Raw genomic sequence first — 19,766 nt, 5'->3', positions numbered from 1 at the left:
GCTCCGCCTCACACCCTCGACAGACAGCGGAGCATCCCAAGTCCGGGGTAGCCGGACCGGGCAGGGGTATGGCCCCGCCGGCGGGCTGTCGACGGGGCCGGGGCGGTCGATCTACTCGTCCGGTGGGTGTGCGGTGACGAGCCGGGTCTCGCCGTGGTCCTTGACCAGGTGCAGCCCGTGGGGCGATCGCCAGAGGTACGTCGAGGCATCGGTGGTGTCGTAGGTCCACGCGGTGTGGGTCTTCGCTCGGTGATGTCGCCGGCAGAGCGGCGCGAGATTGCACGAGCACGTCGGGCCACCGTCACCGTGGGCGGTGACGTGGTCGGTGTCGCAGCGCCGGGCCGGTCGTTCGCACCACGGGAACGCGCACACCGGCTGGGTGAGACGGGTCTGCTCGACGAGCCGGTCAGGCACTGCGTAGGCGGCGGTGGGGTGGTGGGCCTCGAGGTCGATCACCGGCCTGACGACCACCTGGGCGTCGCCGCTGCACCACTGGCGGACCTGCTCGGTGGACACGATCGACCGGGTCTCCTCGACGTGGGCGATGCCGGCCTCATCACGGCTGATCGCGGCGTGGGAGAGGTGGACGTGGATGACACGACCTGGCGCGGCTTCACGACCGAGGCAGCACCATCACCGGCTTCGGCCCGCAGGTCGAGGGCGAGTTGCCGTCGGGCCAGCTCACCGGCCGCGATCGAGCGACGCACGTCCAACGCCTCCGTCGACCCGAGAGCCGCCAGTTCCTCGGCGCCGTGCCGGATCGCGGCGTCGAGGTCGAGTGCGTCGGCGAGGTCGAGCACCCCCTCGACGTGGACGGTGCCGTCGTGGGTGGCCTCGCGGGTGTGGACGTCGAAGCGACGCGCGTCCGCAGCGGCAAGGCGCTGCTTCTCCGCGCCCTCGGGGTCGAACATCACGCGGGCCTGATCGACGAGCCGCTCGATCCCGGCCCAGCTGATCTTCCCGACGACGGCGGCGAGCTGGCGGTCCACGAAGTCCGCCCCATCGAGCGGCAGGGTGGTGGTCAGCTGTGCGAGCCGCCGCGCCTTCCACAGCGGCACCTTGCCGGCGCGGACCAGCTTCCAGGTCCGCTTCAACCGATGCGCCAGCTCCAGCGCGTCCCCGACCAGCGCTCGGGCGGAGTCGGTCGACAGACCCAGCGCGGCGCCGAACTCCATCGGCGCGAACTCCGCCACCAGCGGCGCACCCTCACCCGCCAGGGGCACCGCGCCCTCCCCGAACACCAACCCGTTGGTTGACCCTGTCGAAACCTCAGAGACCGACTCCTCCGGGTGCATCGACGCCCACACCAGAGCCGCTTCCACGACGTCGATCTCCGCCCGCTGGGCCGCAGCCCGGCGGCGCTGCGCGAACGCCAGCACGGCGGCTGGGGTGTCGCACTCGGGGAGTTCGGGGGAGGCCATGCCTCATTCTACTCGAACGCATGTTCGAGAATAAGGGGTTGTCCACCGCGATCTCGGCCAGGCGTCCGACGGAGGTCGACCACCGTTGGTCGAGCAGCGCGCGCCAGCGAGGCCGTCGAGACCCTCACCAGCCGGGGACGCTCCTCTGTCTGGTCAAGGGGTGCGGGGCGGGGACTTTCGTGGTTTGTCCGCTGTTCGCCGTGACGGGCGGCGCCGGCGAGCATCGCGAACGCGGCCTCGGAGTGGACCCGGCCGCGGTGCGCACCATCGCGGGCAGCTTCTGGGCGGCGAACCGGCCGGTGCGTGCGGAGCGCCGCAGCGGCGCGAAGTCCCCCTCGACGCGGTCCGCGTCGCGCGTAAGGCCCCGTCCCAGCCCCGGCTGGACACCCCGCGCGTCGGCGGGGACCGCCAGGCGCAGCGGTGCTGATCACCAAGGACTGTGATGAGACACGACCGGTGCGCTTACACCGGTCGGTCAAGCTCCTGACCAGGCCAGCCACTCCAACCCAGGCCGGGCCGGCAGCCGGAAACGGACAAGTCCCGGGCAGGACACCCGCTGACTACGCGGGGCCAGTCTCGACAAGCTCGACCAACGGCGGCGGCCGGCCAGCGGGGCATCGACAAGGTTCACCCACACCCCCGCCACCGACCAACGAAGCGGAGAAACTACTCCGTCGGTGAACCCGAGGGCTCCTCCGTGGGCGACTCCTCGACCGACTCGGGGTCCAGGACGGCGCGGGAGGCCTCGTCGATGCGCTCGGTGTAGTCGCCGATGTCATCGACGACCGGGACGGTGAAGAGCTCGCGCAGGATCGGGTTCACCGCGGCCTCGAGCTCGCCCCACACGTCGAGCAGCGGCGGGATCTGCAGGGCCCGCACGCTGGTGTTGAACGCGCCGGCGTGCTCGGGCTGGCGGCCGGGCTGCAGGAAGTCCTCGCTGAGCGCGACCTCCTGGTTGGCGGGTGCCAGGTAGCCCGCACGCGTCACCTCGCGCACCGACTCGGTGGACAGCGCGTGCACCACGAAGTCGGCGGCCTCGGGCACGCTGCGGGCGGTGGTGGAGACGCAGAGCCCGGTGATGTCGCCGACGGTCGCCGGGGACTCCAGGACCGGCATCGGGATGACGTCGAAGTCCAGCCCCCGCACGCGGCGCAGCTCGGGCACGAGCGAGCGGTCGCCGGGGATCATCGCGACCTTGCCGGCCTTGAACCAGTCCAGCGCCGTACGGCGGGCCAGCTGGGCGTCGGACAGCGTCAGCGTCGGGTCACGCAGCACCCGCAGGGACTCGGCCAGCGCCTCGCGCGAGTCGTCGTCGTTCAGGGCGAGCGAGGTCGGGTCGGTCTCGTCGTCGAACAGCGGGCCGCCGGAGTACACGAACGGCGCGAGGCCCAGGAGGGTCGGCGGGACGTGCACGCCCTTGGTCCCCCGGCGCTTGCGGGAGGCGAAGTTCGCGGCCTCCTCGAACTGCGCGAAGGTCCACTTGGTGCGGGCGGCCGACGGGACGTCGAGGCCGAGCTCGGCCATCCGGTCGAAGTCGACGAGGTCGGTGTTGTAGTACATGACCGTGGGCGAGATGCCGTAGGGCATGCACTGCAGCTCGCGGTCGAGCCCGAAGGCCTCGAGCGCGGAGCGGGAGTAGCGGTCGCCGAACTCCACGCCGCGCTCGTCGAGGAGCTCCCCGATCGGGATGTTGAGGTCGTCGTCGTGGGCCCAGACCAGGTCCTGGCGGTCGAGCATGTAGACGTCGGGCGTCTCGCGGGCGCCGGTGCGCAGCGCCTTGACCAGCGCCTCGCGGTTCGGGAACGCCACGATCCGGACGTTGCTCTCCTCGGAGATGGCGTTGAACTGCGCCACGGTCGACTCGTACGCCGCGATCTCGTCGTCGCTGCCCCACACGCCGAAGGTCAGCTCGACCTCGCGGGGCTGCGACGGCGCGGCCGAGGTGGTGCGCGGGGACGTGGGCTCGGGGTCCTCGTCGGTCGAGCACGCGGCCAGCCCCAGGGTGAGCGCGAGTGCCGCGGTCCAGCAGGTCATGCGTCGTACCCCTCGGACCTGCCTGCTGCTCACGTCTCCACCGTTCTGCTCGACCCCACCGGGCGGACCGCCCGGAGCCCTGACAGCCTACCGACTCGACCCGCGCCCCTCGCGCGCATGTCGGAGCGCCGTCTTCGGCCCGTGGCTCCCTACGATTCTCGACGTGCTCCGCGTCCTCGCTGCCTCCTCCCTCGCCCTCCTCCTGCTCGCCGGCTGCGGCGCCGAGGACACCTCCCCGGAGGCGGCGCTCCCTTCGACCCCGCGGACCTCCCCAGCCGCCACGCCGGACCCCTCGCCCGAGACCAGCCCCGAGACAACTGCCGAGCCGAGCCCGGAGACCAGCCCGGAGACCAGCGCTGAGACCACCCCCGGGACCACCCCCGGCACCCTGAGCCCCCAGACCCCGCTGAGCCGCCGGGCCGCGGGCGGTGGCCGCGCGCTGCTGCTCGACCCGGCCGAGCTGCCGGTGCTCGCCGACGGCAACGGCTGGGTGACGACGGCGACCACGCCGCAGGACACCGACCCGGTCGGGGTGTGCCAGCGCGCCAGCCTCACCGACATCGGCGCCGTGAGCACCCTGCGCCGCACCTTCGCCAACAGTCACGGCGAGGCCCGGCGGCCCGCCGGCGCCGTGCAGGTCGTGGCCGAGTTCGCCGACACCCGCTCGGCGACCCGGGCGCTGAAGGTGCTGGAGTCGTGGTGGCGCGACTGCGCCGAGCAGATCTCCGAGCCGCACCAGCGCGTCGCCGCCCTGCGGACCATCGAGGTCCCGGCCGGCACCGCGCGCGCCTACCGGGCGACGTACGGACCGCGTGCGCGTGCGGCCCGTCGCCTGGAGGGCCTGGCCTTCCTGCGCCGCGGCGCGACGATCACGGTCGTGCACGTCGAGGCCCGGGCCGGCGGCTTCGCGGGCCCCCGGGCCAACCCGGCCCGTGGCGCCGTACGCCGCCTCGCCGCCCGCGTCGGCTGACCCCGGTCAGGTACCGCTCAGGTGCCGCTCAGGCCAGTACCACTCAGGACAGGTGCGGCCGGGCGGCGGCCAGCACCGCGTCGAACCTGCTCCGGTCCAGGGCCGCGCCCTCGCGGCGTACCGCCGACTCCTCCAGCACCAGGAGTCGGTCCAGGCGCACCTCGCTGGGCCGCCCCCGGCCGTCCCAGGCGCCGGTGCCGACGTCCATCCAGTGCCGCCCGCGGCGGGCCTCCTCGGCGGCGTCGCGGTCGTGGTCCTTGCTGGTGAGCATCAGGCCGAGCAGCTGGTCCCCGCGGCGCCCGATCACGAGCACCGGCCGGTCCTTGCCGCGGCTGGCGTCCTCCTCGTAGGGGACCCAGCCCCACACGATCTCACCGGGGTCCGGGCGGCCGTCGGGGCGCGGGTCGTAGCCGATCCGGTCCCGTCCGCGCTGTGCTCGTGGGGCGCGCGGCGCGCGCTGCCGGGGGCCGGCGGTCCCCCGCGACGGCGGGGTGAGGGTCCGGACGAGGCCGCGTCCGGCCCGCTGGAGCAGGCGGCGCGGCATGCGGGGAAGAGCCATGGCCCGAGACTAGTGAGGCGAGGCCGAAAGAGATGAACACGCCGGACCGGGAGCGCCTCACGGCGCGTGGCCGCTCGTAGCGGCTAATTTTGGGACCCGGGGCTGCCGCGGTCCGACGTGTTCGTTGTCCATTCTAACGGTCGCCGGGTCGCTGCCAAGGCGATGAGTCGTTCGCGACACTCCGCGACCTCCGACCCGCGCTCAGGACAGGCGGTGCGCCAGCTCGACGTGCCCCGCGGCCTCGAGCTGCTCGGCCAGCGCGCGCATCCGCTGCACCGGCTCGCCGGTCACGCCGCGCGCGGCCCGGCCGGTGGCGATCACGTGGGCGAAGGCGGCGGCACGGAACAGCACGTCGGCGAAGTCGCCGGTGGCGATGCCGCGCAGCACCGCGTCGATCATCGCCTTCAGCTGCTCGGGGCCGGGCGGGTCGGCGACGCCGGCGACCACCCGCGCGACCTGGGCGTCGGCGCGGCCGGCCTCGAACTCCGTGGCCACCGCGACCGGCTCTGCATGCACCCACGAGCGCAACAGGTACAGCCGCCACAGGCAGCCGGCGACCGTGTCCGCGGCGGAGCCGGCCCAGACCTCGGCGATCGTCTCGATGCCCTCCGTGTCGGCCAGGTGCAGGAGCCGCTCGGCGATCTCCGCGTCCCCGCTCTCACGCGCCCCGCGCACCAGCAGCCGGGCGGCCTGGTCGGCCGCCTCGCGGACCACCGCGGGGTCCGCGCCTCCGATGGCCTCGGCGATCACGTCGTCGCCGGGCAGCATCGGTCGGTGGTGGGGGCGCGAGCTCACCCGACGAGCCTACGACGCACCCGATCCGCCCACGGGAGCCGGTCGTGCGCGGCTCAGGAGCCCGCGCGCCCCAGCGCCTTGCGGATCCGCTGGTCGCTGACCGGGTACGGCGTGCCGAGCTGCTGGGCCCACAGCGAGACCCGGTACTCCTCCAGCATCCAGCGCACCTGGCGCAGCGACTCCCCCGGCGGGCGGCCCTCGGGCAGCGCCGCCACCTGGTGCAGCCACGAGGCCTGGAGCTCGCCGATGCGGTCCATCAGCTGGCGGTCCTTGTTGATCGCAGCGACTCCCTCGTCGAGGCGGGCGCGGCGCTGGCTGAGCGCGGCGAGGTAGACCGGGTAGCGACGCAGCTGGGCCGGCCCGGCCTCCCCGATGAACCCGCGGTGCACCAGCCGGGCGAGCTGCGCCTTCATGTCCGAGAGCGCCGGCAGCTGCGCCATCTCCGCGCGGCCGCTCAGCGCCTTCTCGGCCTGGCGCCAGGCGTCCAGGACCCGCAGCACGTCAGTGAGCATCCCGCGCAGGTGCGCCTCCAGGTCGCGTCCGGCCTCGGTGCGCAGGGCGGCGTACTCCTGCTCGCTCCACACCGGCGGCCGGGCGTCGACCGCGGCGCCGAGGATCGCTGCCCGGCAGTCCTCCAGCAGGTCCGTGACCGAGGCGTACGGCGACCCGGCCAGCCCGAGCTTCTCGGCGTTGCCAAGCCCGTCCAGCACCCGCTTGACCGGTCCCCCGCGCCCGTCGAGCTTGTCGAGGTCGAGCAGCAGCAGACGGCGTACGCCGAGGCGGTGCCGGGCCTCCTGCTCCTCGGCGGAGCCGTAGACCTGGAGCCCGACGGTGCGACCCTCGTCGACCAGCGCGGGGTAGGCCTGCACCTCGTGCCCGGCGCGCTTCTGCTCGAAGGAGCGCTCGATGGTGCCGAAGGCCCAGGTGGTCTCCCCGGTGCGGCTCAGGCCGCTCTCGCTGGCGACCTCGGCGATCGCCTGCTGGAAGGAGCCGCGCAGCGGCGCCTTGAGCGCCTCGAGGTCCTTGCCCCGCCCGCGCTCCTGGCCCTGGTCGTCCACCACGCGGTACGTCGGGCGCAGGTGCTCGGGGACCTTGTCCCAGTCCCAGGCCTCGCGCGGGACGACCAGCCCGGTGCGCGCGCGGCACCAGCGCTCGAGGGCGTCCAGCAGCGGCTCCTCCCCCGCCGGCACGTCGGCGAGGAACTCCCGTGCCCGGTTCGGGGCGGGGACCAGGTTGACCCGCAGGTTCTTCGGCAGGCTGCGGATCAGCGCGATGACCAGCTCCTCGCGCAGCCCGGGGACGTTCCAGGAGAAGTCCGCGGCCGAGACCCGGTTGAGCATCGCGACCGGCACCTCGATGGTGAGGCCGTCGTCGTCGGTGCCGGGCTCGAAGTGGTAGCTGATCGGGAAAGTGAGGCCCGCCCCGATGTCGGTGCGCCACTCCTCGGGGTAGTCCTCGGCGCGCACCTCCTCCACCGTGTCGTGGGTGAGCATCGCCGGGTCGAAGGTCAGCAGGTCCGGCTGGGCGCGCCGCGCCTGCTTCCACCACTGGTCGAAGTGGGCGCCGCTGACCACCTCGGCGCCCACCCGGGCGTCGTAGAAGTCGAAGAGGGTGTGCTCGTCGACCACGAGGTCGCGGCGCCGGGCGCGATGCTCGAGCTCCTCGGCCTGCTCGAGCAACCGCTGGTTCTCGGTGAGGAACCGGTGCCGGCTGTGCCACTCCCCGTGCACCAGCGCGTGGCGGATGAACAGCTCGCGCGCGAGCGCCGGGTCGACCCTGCCGTAGTTGACCAGCCGGTCGGCCACCAGCGGTACGCCGTACAGCGTCGCGCGCTCGTAGGCCATCACCGCGGCCAGCTTCTTGCTCCAGTGCGGCTCCGACCAGGTCCGCTTGACCAGGTCACCGGCGAGGCGCTCGGCCCACTCGGGCTGGATGCCCGCGACCTGGCGCCCCCACAGCCGCCCGGTCTCGACGAGCTCGCCGGCCATCACGAACTGCGGGTTCTTGCGGGCCACCACGCTGCCGGGGAAGATCGCGAACCGCGCGCCCCGGGCGCCGAGGTACTCCCGCGGACCACGGCGGCGTCCGTCGCGGGCCTGGCCGCCCTGGCCCGAGGAGCCCTTGTCGCGCTCCTCGAGCAGCCCGATGTGGGACAGCAGGCCGGACAGCAGCGCCTGGTGGATCCCGTCGGCGTCGGGGGTGTCCGCGGGCTGGCCGATGTGGACGCCCATCTCCTTGCAGACCTGGCGCAGCTGGGACTCGAAGTCCTGCCACTCGCGGACCCGCAGGTAGTTGAGGAACTCCTTCTTGCACATCCGGCGGAACGCGCTGCCGGAGAGGTCGCGCTGCTGGTCCTTGAGGAAGCGCCACAGGTTCAGCCAGGTCAGGAAGTCGCTGCCCTCGGCCTTGAACCGGGCGTGCAGCTGATCGGCGCGCGCCTGCTCGGCGGGGTGGTCGGGGCCGGGGCGCTCGCGGGGGTCCTGCAGGGACAGCGCGGCGGCGATCACGACCACCTCGCGCAGGCAGCCGACCTTCTCGGCCTCGAGCACCATGCGGCCCAGCCGGGGGTCGATCGGCAGCCGCGCCAGGCGCCGTCCCAGCTCGGTCAGCTTCGTGCCGGCGCGCGCGGCGGCGGGCGCCGAGGCCGCACCGGTCCGCAGCGCGCCGAGCTCCTCGAGCAGCTGGACCCCGGCGGTGATGTTGCGCCGGTCCGGCGGCTCCACGAACGGGAAGCGGGCGACCTCGCCGAGGCCGAGGCTGGCCATCTGGAGGATGACGCTGGCCAGGTTGGTGCGCAGGATCTCGGGGTCGGTGAACTCCGGGCGGCCTTCGAAGTCCTCCTCGGAGTAGAGCCGGATCGCGATGCCGGCCTCGACGCGGCCGCAGCGCCCGGAGCGCTGGTTGGCCGAGGCCTGGCTGATCGCCTCGATCGGGAGCCGCTGGACCTTGCTGCGCACCGAGTAGCGGCTGATCCGGGCCACGCCGGTGTCGACGACGTAGCGGATGCCGGGCACGGTCAGCGACGTCTCCGCGACGTTGGTCGCCAGCACCACCCGGCGCCCGCTGTGCCGGGCGAAGACCCGGTGCTGCTCCGCGGCCGAGAGACGGGAGTAGAGCGGCACGATCTCCAGCGGGTTGCGCAGGTTGAGCCCCTCGAGCACCTCGGCGGTGTCGCGGATCTCCCGCTCGCCGGGCAGGAAGACCAGGATGTCGCCGGGCCCCTCGGCCACCAGCTCGCGCACCGCGTCGGCGATCGCCTCGGTCTGGTCGCGGACGACCGGCTCGCCCTCCTCGTCCTCCTCCGGCAGCTCCATCAGCGGCCGGTAGCGCACCTCCACGGGGTAGGTGCGCCCGGAGACCTCGATGATCGGCGCCGGCTCACCGGTGCGTACGTCGGCGAAGTGCGCGGCGAACCGCTCGGGGTCGATGGTCGCGGAGGTGATGACCAGCTTGAGGTCGGGGCGGCGCGGCAGCAGCTGCTTGAGGTAGCCGAGCAGGAAGTCGATGTTGAGGCTGCGCTCGTGGGCCTCGTCGATGATGATCGTGTCGTACTTGCGCAGCATCCGGTCGCGCTGGAGCTCGGCGAGCAGGATGCCGTCGGTCATCAGCTTCACCCGCGTGCTGCGCGAGGTGCGGTCGGTGAAGCGGACCTGGTAGCCGACCACCCCGTCGGGACCGCCGAGCTCGGTGCCGAGCTCCTCGGCGATCCGCTCGGCCACCGAGCGCGCGGCGATCCGCCGCGGCTGGGTGTGCCCGATCAGCCCGCCGCCCTTCTTGCCGCGGCGGCCGCGGCCGAGCTCCAGGCAGATCTTCGGCAGCTGGGTGGTCTTGCCCGAGCCGGTCTCGCCGGCCACGATCACGACCTGGTGGTCGCGGATCGCGGCCGCGATGTCCTCGCGGCGCTGGGTGACCGGGAGCTCCGGCGGGTAGGTGATCGAGAGCTCGTCGGTCATGGCCCGGCCATTGTGCCAACCCCCACCCCATGGCGGTGCCGCGGTGGACGCCGACGGGACGGCGCGGCGTACGGCGCGGACGGGGCGGAGCGCACAAATCGCGGCCCGGGAGCGGGCGGCGTGGGCCGAATCGGTATCGCCGTTGGACCGCACCAGCCATGATGTGGGTCACACCGCCACACCAGGAGGAAGGGGCTCGCATGCAGCTCGAGCTGTCAACGGAGGACGAGGCGTTCCGCGAGGAGATGCGCACGTTCTTCACGACCCAGGTCCCCGCGGAGATCCGCGAGACCGTGATCGCCGGTCGAGAGCTCGGGCGCGACGGCTACGTCGAGACCCAGCGCACCCTCAACGCCGCGGGGCTCGCCGTCCCGCACTGGCCGGTGGAGTGGGGCGGTCGCGACTGGAGCGACCTGCGCCGCCACCTGTGGCTGGAGGAGATGCAGGCGGCCGGCGTGCCCGCACCGCTGCCGTTCAACGTCAGCATGATCGGGCCGGTGCTCGCGCAGTTCGCGAGCCAGGAGATGAAGGAGCGCTTCCTCCCCGCGACCGCCAACCTCGACATCTGGTGGAGCCAGGGCTTCTCCGAGCCCGACGCCGGGTCCGACCTGGCCGGCCTGCGCACCAGCGCCGTGCGCGACGGCGACGACTGGATCGTCAACGGCCAGAAGACCTGGACCACGCTCGGGCAGTACGGCGACTGGATCTTCACCCTCGTGCGCACCGACCCCGAGGCCAAGAAGCAGGCCGGCATCTCGATGCTGCTCATCGACATGACCACCCCGGGCCTCGAGGTCCGCCCGATCCAGCTGATCGACGGCGGCCACGAGGTCAACGAGGTGTGGTTCACCGACGTCCGCGTCCCCGGCGAGAACCTCGTCGGCGAGGTCAACCAGGGCTGGACGATGGCCAAGTTCCTGCTCGGCAACGAGCGGGTGGGGGTGGCGCCGGTCGGCACCGTCAAGCGCAACCTGGCCCGCGCCAAGCGGCTGGCGGGCAACCAGCTCAACGACCCGCTGCTTCGCGCCCGGGTGGCCGAGCTGGAGAACGAGCTGCTCGCCCTCGAGCTGACCGCGCTGCGCGTGGCCGCCCACTCCGCCGGCGGCGAGCCGCACCCCGCCAGCTCGGTGCTCAAGCTCAAGGGCACCGAGCTCCAGCAGGCGGTGAGCGAGCTGGTGCTCGACCTGGCCGGACCCGCGGCGTACTCGTCGGGGGCGGGTGCCGGGAGCGACCTGCCCGAATGGACCCACCTCGCGGCGCCGGCGTACCTGAACCTCCGCAAGGCCTCGATCTACGGCGGGTCCAACGAGATCCAGCGCCAGATCATCGCCCGCACGATCCTGGGACTCTGAGGGAGCACGGCAATGGACTTCACCTATGACGACGAGCAGGTCGCGCTGCGCGACGCGGTGCGCGGGCTCGCGACCCGCGCCTACGGCGACTTCGAGCAGCGGCGCCGCGTGGTCGCCGAGGACCCCGGGTTCAGCGAGAAGGTCTGGACCCAGCTGGCCGAGATGGGCCTGCTCGGGCTGCCCTTCCCCGAGGAGGTCGGCGGCGTCGGCGCCGGACCGGTCGAGGTCGGGATCGTGGCCGCCGAGCTGGGCCGGGTGCTCGCCCCGGAGCCCTTCCTCACCTCCGTGGTGCTCGCCGGCGGACTCGTCGCCGCGGCCGGCACCCCCGAGCAGCAGGCCGACGTCCTGGGCCGGCTGAGCGCCGGCGAGGCGGTGCTCGCCTTCGCCCACCACGAGCCCTGGGGCAGCCCGGGACCGGCCGCGCGCTGGAGCCCGACCGCCACCACCGTGACCGCCTCGGACCCGGACGGCACCTGGCTGCTCGGCGGGGTCAAGGAGCCGGTCGCCCACGGCCTGCGCGCCGACCTGCTCGTGGTCAGCGCCGCCCTGCCCGCCGGCGGCACCGGGCTGTTCCTGGTGCCCGGCGACGGCCCCGGGGTCAGCCGCACCGGCTACTCGACGTACGACGGGGGCCGGGCCGCGCGCGTCGCGTTCGACGGCGCCCCGGCGATCCGCCTCGGTGCGCCCGGCGTCGACCAGTCGGCCACCATCGTCGCCGCGGCCGCCCAGGCCCGCGTCGCCGCCTGCCACGAGGCGCTCGGCGCGATGGAGGTGGCGCTCTCGGCCACCACCGACTACCTGCGCACCCGCAAGCAGTTCGGCGTGCCGCTGGCCACCTTCCAGTCGCTGACCTTCCGCGCGGCCGACATGTACGTCTCCTTGGAGATGGCCCGCTCGGCCACCCTGTGGGCGGCGATGGTGCTGGCCTCCGGGGACCGCGAGCGGGCCGCGGAGGCGGCCTCGCGCGCCGGGCTCCAGGTCAGCCGCTCGGGTCGCCACATCGGACAGGAGGCCATCCAGCTGCACGGCGGCATCGCGATGACCGCCGAGTACCTCGTCGGCAACCTCACCGCCCGGCTCACCGCGCTCGACCACCTCCTCGGCGACGGCCACCACCACCTCACCACGCTCGCGGCCGGCGTCGGCGACTACGGCGCCCTGGATCCGCTGACCGGTCGAGGGTCGAAGGAGGAGCACGCCTAGACTGGCCCGATGGTCGACCGGGTCGGAACCGTCAGCACCGATCCGGCGCTCCTGTCGCCGCTGCCCCCTGATCCGCGGGGCCACACCGGCCGGTGGGCGCGGGTCGGCGCGATGGCGGTGTACGCGGGGCTGCTGATCGTCTGGATCGAGCTGCTGGGCATCCCGAACGACACGGTCCAGGTCTTCCTCTGGCTGTGGCTGGGCACGGTCGCCTGGAACATCGAGGCCCCGGCGCGCTCGCACCTGCGCTTCCTGCGTGACTGGTCGCTACCGGTGCTCGGGCTGATCGTGTACTTCTACAGCCGCGGGCTCACCGACGAGCTCGGCCTGCCGGTGCACATCACCATGCCGATCCGGGTCGATGAGTGGCTCGGCGGCGGGGTCACGCCCACCGAGCGACTCCAGGACGCCTGGTGCGGCGACCCGTGCACCCGTGGCCTCGCGCCGCGCTGGTACGACGTCGCGCTCACCACCGTCTACGCCTCCCACTTCCTGGTCGGGCTGACCATGGCCGCGGTGCTGTGGATGCGCAACCGCACCGAGTGGCTGATGTGGATGCGGCGCTACCTGATGATCAACTTCGGCGCGCTCATCGTCTACATCCTCTACCCGATGGCACCGCCGTGGATGGCCTCGCGCGACGGCTACATGGGCGAGGTCACCCGCATCACCAGCCGCGGCTGGGCCGACCTCGGGCTGGGCCGGTTCGACCTGGTCCTCCAAGGCGTCGGCAACCCGGTCGCCGCGATGCCCTCGCTGCACGCCGGGATCGCCTTCCTCGTCGCGATGTACGCCGTCTGGCGGCTGCGCACGCCCTGGCGCTGGCTGTTCGTGGCCTACCCGCTGGCGATGTCGCTGGCGCTGGTCTACTTCGCCGAGCACTACGTCATCGACGTGGTCGCGGGCGCCGCGCTGGCCGGCGCGGTGATGCTGGCCGCCCGCGCCTGGGAGCGGCGCCGGGACCGGTCGACCGCGGGAGACGACACAGGAGTCACGGGAGACATGGCGGGCACGATCGCAACCCGTGACTGATTTCGCATAATCCTCCTCACATTGTGCGAAATTCCGCCATGGTGGGCGCTCCAGCTCCGCGACCCCCAAGGACGGTCCTCGTGTCCCTGCTCCGACGACGGCGCCGACGCGCCGGTGGCGCCCTCGCGCTCGCCCTCCCTCTCGCGCTCCTGACCTCCGCCCCCGGGACCGCGGCCCCCGCGGCACCTGAGGCGACGCCGGCCTCCTTCGACCGGGTCAACGTGGACACCGCGGTGCAGGGAGCGAGCTTCACCGTCGTGGGCGAGGTCTTCGCCGGCGAGCAGAACATCGTGACCAGCGGCTTCGGGGCCCTCGGACCGCGCGGCGTGCCCGGCACCGGCGGCAGCCTGCAGGTCTACCGACCCCTCGCCAACCTCGCCGACTGGCGCAAGGTGAGCGTCTTCGACGCCAGCGCGAACATCATCTTCCCGAACCAGCCGACCCTCGCCGACGTGGACGGCGACGGCGACACCGACCTGATCGTCCCCTCGGGCAACTTCTTCGACTCCTTCTCCGGCAACGACCGCGGCGCCGTCACCTGGTGGGAGAACGCCGGCCTCGCCGCCGACGGCACTTCCCTGCCGTTCGTGCGCCACGACGTCGTCACCGGCCAGGCCTGGTCCTACCACGGCGTGCAGCACGTCGACCTCGACGACGACGGCATCCTGGACCTGGTCAGCGTCGCTGAGCAGGGCGGGGACCCGGGCGTCCAGACCGACGACCAGGTCGAGACCCACTTCTTCAAGGGCAACGAGGACCTGACGTTCGACGCCCCGGTCGCCCTGGCCGAGGTCGGCGGCAGCCTGCCGGTCGTGCGCGACGTCGACGGGGACGGCGACCTCGACATCGTCACCGCGCAGTACTTCGACGTGGGCGGCGGCCCCGAGGACGCCGGACGGGCGACGTTCCTGTGGCTCGAGCACGTCGGCGACGACAGCCCCGGCCTCACCGCCGCAGACTTCACCGCGCACACGATCGCGACCCTCGCGCAGACCGCGGGTAACGCCGTGGGCGTCGGCATGGGCTTCCAGATCCGCGCGGTCCCGGGGTTCCGCGGCCCCGGCACCGTGTCCTGGATCGGCACCAACCACATGAACCGCTGCCTGCAGTGGTACCTCCCGGCCGAGCAGGTGATGGAGTTCGTCCCGCAGGCCGACCCGCGCCAGCCCTGGTCTGTCACCACGCTGTCCACGCCGACCACGCCGACGCCGACCTGCCCCGCCGACTACACCGACGGCACCGTGCCGATCTTCCCCGGCGACGAGATCACCTCCCGTCCCACCTACGGGCAGGGCGCCCCCGGCGTCTTCGGGTACGGCGACGTGGACGGCGACGGCGACATCGACCTCGCGGTCTCCGGCGACGGCGACCGCCGGCTGTTCTGGATCGAGCAGCTCGCCGACGGCACCACGAAGCTGCACACGCTGACCAGCCCCGGCGAGGAGTTCGGGCAGTCCGGCGGCGGCGCGGTGGCCGACCTCGACGGCGACGGCGTCAACGAGATGGTCTTCAGCTCCTTCGACCGCAACACCGTGGCGATCTGGAAGCGCCGCCCGGCGACCTCCACCCCGCCGGTGACCCCGCCGACGACCCCGGTGATCAAGACGGTCGTCTCCTCCGCCCTGCAGGTCACCGCGCCTGCCACGCGCGTCGCCGCCGGCAGGAAGGCGACCTGGAAGGTGCGCCTCACCGGCGCCCGGGGCGGTGACGTGCGCCGGGTGAAGGTCACCTTCGAGCCGCGTCGCGGCGCGGCCCGTGAGCTGCGCACGCTGCGGCTCACCCCTGCCGGCGCCACCGCCCACACGGCGAAGCTGACCTGGCGCCCGACCAAGGCGGGCCGGCTGCGCTTCGACTACGCCGGCACCGTCGTGAGCGCCACGCTCCGCGACACCTCGGCACGCGCACGCAGCCGGGTCATCGTCCGCTGAGGGCCGCCACGGCGTGCTGCGCGGCCCGACGCCGGGCCGCGTAGCGCGCCGCGAGCAGCAGGTGCACCCCGATCGCCGCGAACATCGCCACGGTCAGCCAGGTGTGCAGCGGCTCGCGGTCGAGGTTGGTCTGGGAGGCCCAGATCAGGGCGCCGAGCAGGTAGCCGAGGTAGATGTGCAGGACCTTCAGGCTGCGGCGCGGCGCGACCAGCCCGAAGACGTAGACCGACAAGGCGATGTGCAGCGTGTTGAGCACCGCCACCGCTCCGACCAGGTACGGCGTCCAGGCCTGGAGCGTCGCGCCCCCGGCGTAGTGCGCCGCCGTGGAGGCGATCACCAGCGGCAGCAGCAGCCAGCCCACCCGGCGTCCCAGCACCCCGGCCCGCTGGCGCCGCCGCAGGGCGAGCGCGGCGGGGTGCGGCGCGAGGGTGGTCATCGACCTCAGGCGCCGAAGCGGTCGTCGCCGAGGTCCTCGACGGCGCGGGTCACCTGGCGCCACACCGAGCGGGTCGCGACGACCGCGCTCTCGACGTCGCGGTCCGCGGCGGCCGCGACGACCGCTGCGTGCAGCGAGCCCTGCAGCGCGAGGTAGTCGAAGGGGTCCAGCAGCCGCACCAGGCGCTGCAGCTGGGGCAGCACGGCGCGGAACGCGTGCGCGAGCTCCGCGCTGCCGCAGCGATCCAGCAGCGCGGCACCGAAGCGGTCCGCCTCGGCGTACGCCGTCGCGACGTCCCCGCTGCGGTAGGCCAGCTCGAAGTCCAGGCAGACGCGTCGCAGCGCGGCCACGTCGCCCGGGGTGTAGCCGGGCATGCCCCAGCGCAGGACGTGCTCGAGGAACAGCGCCCCCACGCGCAGCACGTCGTCGGCGCCCGCGCGGCTCAGCGGGGCGACCGAGGCGCCGCGGTTGCGCTGCACGACCACCAGGCCCTCGCTGGCCAGCTGGGCGAAGGCCTCGCGCAGCGGCGAGTTGGAGACCCCGAAGCGCTGCATGATCGCCTCGGTGCGCAGCGGCTCCCCCGGCTCCAGGCGGCCGTCGATGATGTCGGCGCGCAACGCGGCGACGACGTTCTCGCGCAGGGCGCCGTGCTCGCGGGTCACCGAGCCCATCGCTGCCTCCTGCTGCCAGGGCACGGGCCGGATGGCCCCGCCGGGAGCAGGATAGTGCCGCCGGAGCGGCTACCGGGCCGGTTCGGGCGCGACCCCGACCATCGCGAGCACCAGCCCGCGGTAGTGGCGGGCGAGGTCGTCGGGCCCCCAGCTGCGGCCCTCCCGGTACCAGCGCGCCAGGTCGATGCCCATCGAGAGCACCGCCGTCGCCGTCATCGCGGGGTCGTCGGTGACGAGCACACCGGCGGCGACCCCGCGGCGCAGCACGTCGCGCACGAGCCCGTCGATCGCCGCCCGCAGCCGGTCGATCTCGGCGCGGTGCTCGGGCGCGAGCGCACCGAGCTCGTAGTTGAGGATGCGCGCGGTCGTGTGGTGCACCGCGTGCCAGCGCACGTAGTCCTCCACCAGCCGGGCGAGCTGCGCGACCGGGTCGGACGAGGTCGCCAGCGCCGCCTCGCACAGCGCCAGGGTCTGCTCGTGGCCGACGAGGGAGATCCGGTGCAGCAGCTCCTCCTTGGAGCGATGGTGCACGTAGAGCGCCGCCGGGCTCATCCCGGCCGCCGCCGCGATGTCGCGCGTCGTGGTGCCGTGGAATCCCTTCGCCGCGAACGCCGCCACGGCCGCGGCGAGCAGCCGGTCGCGGGCGTCGCCCCGGCGTCCGGGGCCGGCGGCGGGCCCGTTGACGGCGTCGGTCATGGCAGCCATAGTAAGCGAGCGCTTAGTCACCTGGGTCACACCCGTCCTCGGCGGGCACCCGGGCCCACCCGCTCGGAGCACCAGACGGAGGACGCATGCAGGGTCTGCAGGGCAAGGTCGCGATCGTCACCGGAGCCAGCCGGGGCATCGGCCTCGGGGTCGCCGAACGGCTGGTGGCCGAGGGGGTCCGGGTCTGCGTCACCGCCCGCAAGCCCGAGGCGCTCGAGGAGGCGGTCAAGACCCTCGGCGGCGCCGACTGCGCGATCGGAGTGGCCGGCAACGCCGGGGACGCCGCGCACCGCGAGGACGCGGTGGCCCGCACCCTCGAGGCGTTCGGCAGCGTCGACCTGCTGGTCAACAACACCGGCATCAACCCCGTCTTCGGCCCACTGGTGGACATCGACCTCGACGCCGCGCGCAAGATCGTGGAGGTCAACGCGATCGCCGCGCTCGGCTGGGTGCAGGCCGCCCACCGCGCCTGGATGGGCGAGCACGGCGGCGCGGTCGTCAACGTCTCCTCGGTGGCCGGCATCAAGCCCGCCCCCGGGATCGCGATGTACGGCGCGACCAAGGCGATGCTGGCCAGCCTCACCGAGAGCCTGGCCGTCGAGCTCGGCCCGTCGGTCCGCGTCAACGCGGTCGCCCCGGCCGTGGTCAAGACCCGGTTCGCCAGCGCGCTCTACGAGGGCCGCGAGGAGGAGGTCGCCGCGGCGTACCCGCTCCGGCGGCTGGGGGTGCCCGACGACATCGGCAGCGTGGTCGCGTTCCTGCTCTCCGACGAGGCGGCCTGGCTGACCGGCCAGGTGCTGGTCGTCGACGGCGGGCTCACCCTCACCGGCGGGGTCTGATGCCGGCCGGCTCCCCGCTCGCGGGCGCGGGCGCGGTCGTCACCGGTGCCGGCAACGGCATCGGCCGGGCGCTCGCGCGCCGGCTGGCCGCGGAGGGGGCCCGCGTCGTGGTCAACGACCTCGACGCCGCCGCGGCCACCGCCGTCGCGGCCGAGATCGGCGGGCACGCCGTGCCCGGCGACTGCGCGTCCGACGCCGGGGTCGCCGCACTCGTCGAGCAGGCGCGCGCGGCGCTGGGCCGCATCGACATCTTCTGCGCCAACGCCGGTATCGACACCGCCGCCGAGGCCGGCCCGGACACGCTCCAGGCGCCCGACGCGGTGTGGGAGCGGATGCTCGAGGTGAACGTGATGGCCCACGTGCGCGCCGCCCGGGCGCTGGTGCCCGACTGGCTGGCCGACGGGCGCGGCGGACGCTTCGTGGTCACCGCCTCGGCGGCCGGGCTGCTGACGATGATCGGCAGCGCGCCGTACTCGGTGACCAAGCACGCCGCCGTCGGGTTCGCCGAGTGGCTCTCGGTGACCTACGGCGACCGCGGCGTCACCGTGCAGGCGATCTGCCCGCAGGGCGTGCAGACCCGGATGCTGGAGCAGTCCGGCGACCTCGCCCAGCTGCTCTCCCGCGACTCCGCCCTCACCCCGGAGGCGGTCGCCCAGGCGTGGGTCGACTCGCTGTCCGACGACCGGTTCCTGGTGCTCCCCCACCCCGAGGTCGCCGGCTACTACGCGGCGCGGGCCGCCGACACCGACCGCTGGCTGGCCGGGATGCGCCGGCTCCAGGCCAAGGTCGACGCGGGGGCCGACCGATGAGCGGCCCCGAGCAGCCCGAGCTGCCCGGGCTGGACCTGGCCGCCTGGCGGCGCTGGTACGACGGGCAGCGCCCCGGCGAGATCACCGGCGAGCTGCGCGGCGCGCTGATCGCCGGCGGCAAGTCCAACCTCACCTACGAGGTCACCGACGGGGACCGGTGGTGGATCGTGCGCCGCCCGCCGCTGGGCCACGTGCAGGCCACCGCCCACGACATGGGCCGTGAGTTCACGGTGATGAGCGGGCTGGCCGACACCGACGTGCCGGTGCCGCGCACCTACGCCCACTGTCCCGACCCCGACGTGCTCGGCGCCCCGTTCTACGTCATGGAGCGCATCGAGGGCACGCCGTACCGCACCGCGGCGGAGCTGACCGCGATCGGCGAGCAGCACACCGCCGAGCTCGGCGCCGCGCTCATCGACGTGCTCGCCCGGCTGCACGCCGTCGACCCGGCCGCGGTCGGGCTCACCGGGCTCGGGCGCCCGGCCGGGTTCCTGGAGCGCCAGGTGCGCCGCTGGGGCCGGCAGCTGGAGGGCTCGCGCACCCGCGAGCTGCCCGACGCCACCCGCCTGCTGGAGCACCTCGCCGCGACCGTGCCGCCGGAGACCGGCGACGCCGGCCAGAGCGGCATCGTGCACGGCGACTACCGCCTCGACAACCTGCTCGCGGTCGCCGGGGCCCCCCAGCCCGTGCGCGCCGTCGTCGACTGGGAGATGGCCACCCTCGGAGACCCGCTCACCGACGTGGCGCTGCTGCTGGTCTACGACAGCCTCGGCGAGATCTCCGGCGGCGCGGCCGTCGCCGACGCCAGCACCGCGCCGGGCTACCCCTCCCCCGAGGCCCAGCTCGAGCGGTACGCCGCGGCGAGCGGCCGCGACCTGGGCCGGATGGACTTCCACCTCGGCCTGGCCCACCTCAAGCTCGCCGTGATCCTCGAGGGGATCCACCACCGCCACCTGCTCGGCCAGACGGTCGGGGAGGGCTTCGACACCGTCGGCGAGGCGGTCGAGCCGCTGCTCGCCGCCGGGCTCGCCGCCGCCACCGGCTCCTGAGAGGACCCCC

17 protein-coding genes are annotated in these 19,766 nt (G+C 73.9%); 8 read left to right on the top strand and 9 right to left on the bottom strand.

All coding sequences use genetic code 11. The annotated features are described in order from the left end of the window. Positions 1-111 precede the first annotated feature (111 nt). The 3 genes from HBO46_RS03455 to HBO46_RS03445 all read right to left on the bottom strand — a co-directional run bounded on the left by HBO46_RS03455 (position 112) and on the right by HBO46_RS03445 (position 3,488). Positions 112-516 carry an HNH endonuclease signature motif containing protein gene (locus HBO46_RS03455; RefSeq protein WP_166136777.1) on the bottom strand — a complete coding sequence of 135 codons (405 nt, stop codon included), beginning with the start codon at positions 514-516 and terminating at the stop codon, positions 112-114. Further along, the gene (locus HBO46_RS03450; protein WP_166136780.1) at positions 453-1,421 is read right to left on the bottom strand and encodes a DUF222 domain-containing protein; all 969 of its coding nucleotides are present in this window, start codon (positions 1,419-1,421) and stop codon (positions 453-455) included. The genes HBO46_RS03455 and HBO46_RS03450 overlap by 64 nt, the downstream gene beginning before the upstream one ends. Before the next feature lie 666 nt (positions 1,422-2,087). Continuing rightward, entirely contained in the window at positions 2,088-3,488 is a 1,401-nt protein-coding gene (locus tag HBO46_RS03445; protein WP_166136783.1) for an ABC transporter substrate-binding protein, read from the bottom strand. A gap of 130 nt (positions 3,489-3,618) precedes the next feature. Here HBO46_RS03445 and HBO46_RS03440 point away from each other — a divergent pair, with 130 nt between their 5' ends. After that, entirely contained in the window at positions 3,619-4,425 is an 807-nt protein-coding gene (locus HBO46_RS03440) for a hypothetical protein (RefSeq protein WP_166136786.1), read from the top strand. 43 nt (positions 4,426-4,468) lie between these two features. Here the strand turns inward: HBO46_RS03440 and HBO46_RS03435 are convergent, their stop codons facing one another. The 3 genes from HBO46_RS03435 to hrpA all read right to left on the bottom strand — a co-directional run bounded on the left by HBO46_RS03435 (position 4,469) and on the right by hrpA (position 9,732). Beyond that, positions 4,469-4,984, bottom strand: coding sequence for a type II toxin-antitoxin system PemK/MazF family toxin (locus HBO46_RS03435; protein WP_224769359.1), 516 nt, complete (start codon positions 4,982-4,984; stop codon positions 4,469-4,471). A 201-nt stretch (positions 4,985-5,185) separates the two neighbouring features. Continuing rightward, positions 5,186-5,779, bottom strand: a complete 594-nt coding sequence (locus HBO46_RS03430) for a hypothetical protein (RefSeq protein ID WP_224769358.1) — start codon at positions 5,777-5,779, stop codon at positions 5,186-5,188. Between the two features lie 53 nt (positions 5,780-5,832). Beyond that, positions 5,833-9,732, bottom strand: a complete 3,900-nt coding sequence (gene hrpA / locus HBO46_RS03425; protein WP_166136789.1) for an ATP-dependent RNA helicase HrpA — start codon at positions 9,730-9,732, stop codon at positions 5,833-5,835. A gap of 200 nt (positions 9,733-9,932) precedes the next feature. Here hrpA and HBO46_RS03420 point away from each other — a divergent pair, with 200 nt between their 5' ends. The 4 genes from HBO46_RS03420 to HBO46_RS03405 all read left to right on the top strand — a co-directional run bounded on the left by HBO46_RS03420 (position 9,933) and on the right by HBO46_RS03405 (position 15,247). Beyond that, positions 9,933-11,084 (top strand): acyl-CoA dehydrogenase family protein, encoded by a 1,152-nt coding sequence (locus HBO46_RS03420; protein ID WP_166136792.1) that lies wholly within the window; start codon positions 9,933-9,935, stop codon positions 11,082-11,084. A gap of 12 nt (positions 11,085-11,096) precedes the next feature. Next, positions 11,097-12,287: an acyl-CoA dehydrogenase family protein gene (locus tag HBO46_RS03415; protein ID WP_166136795.1), complete on the top strand. Its 1,191-nt coding sequence runs from the start codon at positions 11,097-11,099 to the stop codon at positions 12,285-12,287. A 9-nt stretch (positions 12,288-12,296) separates the two neighbouring features. After that, a complete protein-coding gene (locus tag HBO46_RS03410; RefSeq protein ID WP_166136798.1) occupies positions 12,297-13,319 on the top strand; it encodes a phosphatase PAP2 family protein in 1,023 nt (340 codons plus the stop codon). 80 nt (positions 13,320-13,399) lie between these two features. Further along, complete coding sequence (locus tag HBO46_RS03405) at positions 13,400-15,247, top strand: FG-GAP-like repeat-containing protein (protein WP_166136801.1); 1,848 nt, start codon at positions 13,400-13,402, stop codon at positions 15,245-15,247. Here the strand turns inward: HBO46_RS03405 and HBO46_RS03400 are convergent. Genes HBO46_RS03400 through HBO46_RS03390 form a run of 3 tightly spaced genes read right to left on the bottom strand, consistent with a single transcriptional unit; the run spans position 15,234 to position 17,050 of the window. Further along, positions 15,234-15,683, bottom strand: coding sequence for a hypothetical protein (locus tag HBO46_RS03400; RefSeq protein WP_166136804.1), 450 nt, complete (start codon positions 15,681-15,683; stop codon positions 15,234-15,236). The genes HBO46_RS03405 and HBO46_RS03400 overlap by 14 nt on opposite strands. 5 nt (positions 15,684-15,688) lie before the next feature. Continuing rightward, positions 15,689-16,378 (bottom strand): GntR family transcriptional regulator, encoded by a 690-nt coding sequence (locus HBO46_RS03395; RefSeq protein ID WP_166136807.1) that lies wholly within the window; start codon positions 16,376-16,378, stop codon positions 15,689-15,691. A 45-nt stretch (positions 16,379-16,423) separates the two neighbouring features. After that, positions 16,424-17,050, bottom strand: coding sequence for a TetR family transcriptional regulator (locus tag HBO46_RS03390; RefSeq protein ID WP_207949887.1), 627 nt, complete (start codon positions 17,048-17,050; stop codon positions 16,424-16,426). 95 nt (positions 17,051-17,145) lie between these two features. Between HBO46_RS03390 and HBO46_RS03385 the strand changes: the two genes are divergently transcribed. From HBO46_RS03385 to HBO46_RS03375, 3 genes are read left to right on the top strand one after another with little or no spacing between them, the layout of a single operon-like run. After that, a complete protein-coding gene (locus tag HBO46_RS03385; protein WP_166136810.1) occupies positions 17,146-17,898 on the top strand; it encodes an SDR family oxidoreductase in 753 nt (250 codons plus the stop codon). Continuing rightward, positions 17,898-18,707 carry an SDR family oxidoreductase gene (locus HBO46_RS03380; RefSeq protein ID WP_166136813.1) on the top strand — a complete coding sequence of 270 codons (810 nt, stop codon included), beginning with the start codon at positions 17,898-17,900 and terminating at the stop codon, positions 18,705-18,707. The genes HBO46_RS03385 and HBO46_RS03380 overlap by 1 nt, the downstream gene beginning before the upstream one ends. Beyond that, positions 18,704-19,756 (top strand): phosphotransferase family protein, encoded by a 1,053-nt coding sequence (locus HBO46_RS03375; RefSeq protein WP_166136816.1) that lies wholly within the window; start codon positions 18,704-18,706, stop codon positions 19,754-19,756. Before HBO46_RS03380 ends, HBO46_RS03375 begins: the two co-directional genes overlap by 4 nt. Positions 19,757-19,766 lie beyond the last annotated feature (10 nt).

It is taken from the genome of Nocardioides ochotonae (genome assembly GCF_011420305.2).
Classification (GTDB): domain Bacteria; phylum Actinomycetota; class Actinomycetes; order Propionibacteriales; family Nocardioidaceae; genus Nocardioides; species Nocardioides ochotonae.
Note: the sequence above shows the minus strand (reverse complement) of the source record. Positions and strands in the feature narration are given on the sequence as shown.